This is a genomic window from Affinirhizobium lemnae (genome assembly GCF_022968395.1).
GTDB lineage: Bacteria > Pseudomonadota > Alphaproteobacteria > Rhizobiales > Rhizobiaceae > Neorhizobium > Neorhizobium lemnae.
In genome coordinates this window covers 1-4423 of sequence record NZ_JALJQZ010000097.1, presented here as the reverse complement: position 1 = coordinate 4423, position 4423 = coordinate 1, and the positions used below count along the sequence as shown (strand labels likewise).

At 51.5% G+C, this 4423-nt stretch carries 4 protein-coding genes; all 4 read left to right on the top strand.

Annotated elements, in window-relative coordinates:
- Positions 1-110: 110 nt before the first annotated feature.
- The 4 genes from MUU53_RS22970 (at position 111) to MUU53_RS22955 (ending at position 4390) form a co-directional block, all read left to right on the top strand.
- Complete coding sequence (locus tag MUU53_RS22970) at positions 111-398, top strand: hypothetical protein (RefSeq protein ID WP_247262917.1); 288 nt, start codon at positions 111-113, stop codon at positions 396-398.
- 157 nt (positions 399-555) lie between these two features.
- The gene (locus tag MUU53_RS22965) at positions 556-2088 is read left to right on the top strand and encodes a S41 family peptidase (protein WP_247262916.1); all 1533 of its coding nucleotides are present in this window, start codon (positions 556-558) and stop codon (positions 2086-2088) included.
- A complete protein-coding gene (locus MUU53_RS22960; RefSeq protein ID WP_247262915.1) occupies positions 2085-3335 on the top strand; it encodes an HlyD family secretion protein in 1251 nt (416 codons plus the stop codon). The genes MUU53_RS22965 and MUU53_RS22960 overlap by 4 nt, the downstream gene beginning before the upstream one ends.
- A gap of 29 nt (positions 3336-3364) precedes the next feature.
- The gene (locus MUU53_RS22955; protein WP_247262914.1) at positions 3365-4390 is read left to right on the top strand and encodes a radical SAM protein; all 1026 of its coding nucleotides are present in this window, start codon (positions 3365-3367) and stop codon (positions 4388-4390) included.
- The last annotated feature ends 33 nt before the right edge of the window (positions 4391-4423 follow it).

Sequence of the window (4423 nt, the reverse complement as noted above, 5' to 3'; positions counted from 1 at the left end):
CATAACGCCCGCACAGAAACTGAAAATGGCTGCGTGAATTCTACTGCAGAGCCCCGCTAAAAACGGGGAGATTACCCGAGGAAGACGCTCCCAATGATCTCACTAGAATCTTGGAAGCAAGCGCGATTGACGAATATGGCCGCTACGTCGTGACAGATCCTGAAATTCTGAAGAGCGTGTCAGGTGGTTGGTTTGACAGCAATGGTAACTGTGGTTGCGGAAGTGACAACGGCGCGAACAATTCCAACAACGGCTCCGGCAATGGCGCAAATGATGGCCATAACGGCAGTGGCAATGGCAACAACAACGGCAACGATGACGGCAACAACGACGGAAATCATGACGGCAACGATGGCGATGGTGGTGGTGATGATGATGGTGGTGATGGTGGTGACTGATTGATTAGAGCGTTCGCTCGTAATCAATAGTCCAATTTCACTAGTGGAGCCTCACGGCACGGGCTCTCGAAGATTTGGTGCAGCCCGTTCTTGAGGCAATATCATCTTGAGCCGGGCTGTGTCGACAAGCCTTGTACGAGGTAGGGGGCTGTTCTTCATGCCGAGATTGTCTAAACGCCTGATTTTACTGTTAGCGGGTCTGTGTTTCATGCCTCACGTTGCAAGAGCAAACCCCTGGCAAGATCTTGCCCAATCCGATCTCCGGGCTATAAGATTGCAAATCGAAAAGAACCATCCCGGGCCAGTGGATCCGGATAACCCCGCTTTCCTTGACTGGCTTAACAACGGCTTTATCGAGGCTGAAGATGATCTTTCCAAAGTGAGAGGGCTTGAAGACTATTTTCTTATCCTAAAACAATATGTGGCGGGCTTTCGTGATCCCCATGTCACCGTTGATTTCACCAGTCCGGAGGTGGGTAGGAAATGGCCTGGCTTTGTAGTGGCCGGACGTGAGGGCAAAGTTCTCGTTGTTGAGAGCAGCACCAATAGCCCTCCAATCGGCTCAGAGCTTATCAGCTGCGACGGTATCGCAGTAAAGGCGCTTTTAGCAGATCGAGTGTTTCGGTTCCGTGCAGATCCTGCAATAAGCGCCTCGTTCGATGCAGCTGTGCGCTATCTTTTCCTGGTTGCCGATAGCAACCTCGTTGAGCCTTCGCTCCAGACTTGCCGGTTTGATTTTCAAGGGCGGAACTTCGATTTCAAGCTGAAGTGGCGTGATGTTTCTTCGGATGCTCTTAAGGAGTTTGACGAAGCCGGAGGAAATACCAAGCGCCCGCTCTCGATAGTGAAAGCAGAGAGCGGTATTTACTGGATGACGCTATCGTCCTTTTCCTCTGATCCATCGAACCGGAGTGCGCTGGAGCGGCTATTCGTTGCTCTCAACCAGGAACAAGCAGATATTGCGGCCTCCAATGGGCTCGTTATCGACCTGCGAGGGAATAGTGGCGGTAGTAGTTTCTTCGGCGAAATACTGACTTACCTTCTTTTTGATAAAGACACACTTTTGCACCAGGCGTCGCTGCAAGGAAGTGCGATCTCAGTGGATTGGCGGGCGTCCCAAGACAACCTCAATTATGTTCGAACCTGGCTTGAACCGGGCAATCCGCGCCATCACTCAGATGAAGGTTGGACAAAGTCGATCATCCTCGGTCTGAGTAACTCGGTTGAGAATGGCAGCCCATTCTTCCGGGAGTATGTGCCGCAGCCCACTTTCTCCGAAGATCCGGCAACTTTACCTTACTGGCGTCAACAAAAGAACGGATCAGACGACAAGCGGCCAGTATTCATTCCACCAGTTCCCATTCAAGCGCCAATTTTTGTTGTCACTGACGGTGCTTGCTTCAGTGCTTGCCTCGACTTCTTGGATCTTTTGAAGCAGTTTGATGGGATTACCTATCTCGGGCTGCCTACATCGGCAGACACGCAGTATATGGATACCCGAACCGTCAATTTGCCGTCACAACTTGGGACCCTGACAATCCCGATGAAGGTCTATCGAGATCGCCAGCGCAGACCAGGCGAGAGTTATGTACCAGACATCATTTATGAGGGTCTCGACCGGGGCGAACCGGTATTCCGAAGCTGGGTGGAGAAAATCGTTGCCCAAAAAGTTTCGGAGGCGGCTCGATGAATGTCTCGGTCTCTCTTTTTCGGCATCTACCGTCCTCTGTAACCAGCAGGGATATCGGCGTACCCATAGCGGTGACGACGGCTTGGGAGCGGGCCTTCGGAGTAATTCTGACGGGGCTGGTCATTTCACTCGTGGCGGTGCTTTGTTGCGGCAGCTATGCGCGCAAAGCGCAAGTTACAGGCTTTCTCGTCCCTGATAAGGGCGTGATCAAGGTTGTGGCACCGCGCCCTGGGCATGTGCTTGAATTGATGGTGAGTGAGGGGCAACATGTCCGATCGGGCGATGCCCTTATGTCGATAGACGTGAGCGAGAATTCCGTGGAAGGCAGAACGGCGGATTTGATCGCGAACAACCTTCAGAAGCGCCGTAAAACATTAGTGGAACAGCTTTCGAGGCTAAGCACGGTCCAGGATGGTGACCGCCGAACGCTTGAAGCCAACATGGTATCGATCGGCGACCAGATACGCGGGTTGAATACTCAGATTGATGCTGAGCGAAACTACATCGGCGTGGCAGAGCGCCTGTTTCATCGCAATGAAAGCCTTCAAGAGCGTAGCTTGAACACAGCTACGGTCCGCGACCAATCTGAAGAAGATCTAGCCGAGGCGAATGCGAAAGTGGCTGCGCTAGAGGTAGCTCTTTCCACCCTGCAAGGAAATCTTGTTCAATTGAAGGTGCAGCAAGATGCCTTGTCGGCCAAACAAGCCAATGATCGAGCGGCTGTAGAGCAGTCGTTAAGTGAACTCGATCAGATGATTATTCAAAATGACGATCAACGTACAATTGTATTGCGAGCCTCTCAAGACGGCAACGTCACACAGCTGCGAGTTCAGACCGGGGCACCAGTCGACGCTTCCACGCCGGCTTTAACAATTATCCCGGACGCTTCGAAGCTTGAAGCGGATCTGTACGTCCCCTCCAGCGCAGCTGGATTCTTGAAGCGGGGTCAAACCGTCCTGCTCGAATACGACGCCTATCCTTATGAAAAATTCGGATTGCAGGCGGCAGTTGTTTCATCTGTGAGCAGAACGTCAGTTCCAGCCGCAGAACTACCTTTCTTGGTGGCAGAGACCGAACCGGTGTACCTCGTTGTCGCAAGGCCATTTAAATCGACCATCACCGCCTTTGGACATGAGGAGCCGCTTGTCGCGGGAGCAAAGCTTCAAGCCAATCTTGTTCTTGAGTCTCGCAAAATTTGGCAGTGGATCTTCGAACCGATGATCGCCGCTGGAGCTTTAACACAGTAACTCAAAATCTGGTTGTAAGGAGTTTTAACATGTCTGAAATTTCGCCCGAACAACGGAACCGCCTGCTGGCTTCAATCAATCCAAATTCCCTGGAGTTAATTCTACTCCCAACTGAAAAGTGCAATTTCCGCTGCAAATATTGCTATGAGGATTTTGCGATGGGCCGGATGTCACCGGTGGTCGTTGCCGGTATCAAGGCGCTGATCCATGAGCGTTCATCCGATCTAAGACGGCTTCATATATCATGGTTTGGTGGTGAACCCCTTCTCGCCAAGGATATTGTCCTTGATGTTTCGCATTTTGCGCAGCATTGCTCCTTTGAGAAGGGGATTGAATACCAAAGCAGTATGACGACGAATGGCTTCCTGCTGACTGCCGCGACGCACGCTGAAATGTTGGCGGCAGGGATAACTCAGTTCCAAATCAGCTTAGATGGTGACGAAAAGCATCACGATATTTCGAGGCCTTTAGCTAATGGCCGCGGCACATACAAAACCATCATGCAGAACTTGTCCGACATCCTTGCTTCGGATGCGACATTTCAAGTGACCTTGCGCCTCCATATCACTAATGAGAACGCCGAAGAAATCTTCGCATTCTATCGACGTATTAAGAACGAAGTTCTTGCGGACCCTCGTGTAAGACTTTTTACAAAGGTCGTTGCGAACTTGGGCGGTCCGAACTTGGAAAAGTCTATCTTGCCCGACGGTGATGCCGGTAGACGTGTGCGCCAAGAGATTCTAGCAGACTATAATCTCAACCTTAACAAGCTTGAGGCTCGCGAAGGCGACATTAAGGTCTGCTATGCCGCAAGGCCAAACTCGTTTGTCATCCGCTCCAACGGCGACGTAGGGAAATGCACGGTCGCCTTCCATTCCGCGCACAATGCTGTTGGGCATATCGCTGAAACCGGTAGCCTAGGGCTCAACAAAGCGAAACTTGCCAAGTGGATTCAGGGATTTCGTGATTTCGATAAAGCGGCCCTGCATTGTCCAGCTGAGAGGCTCAGACTGGGCTTGTCGCAAACATATTCGGAGCTCGCGCTTATCCCCTAAGCATCCTCATTTTCATGCTTTGTTAAACTTTTT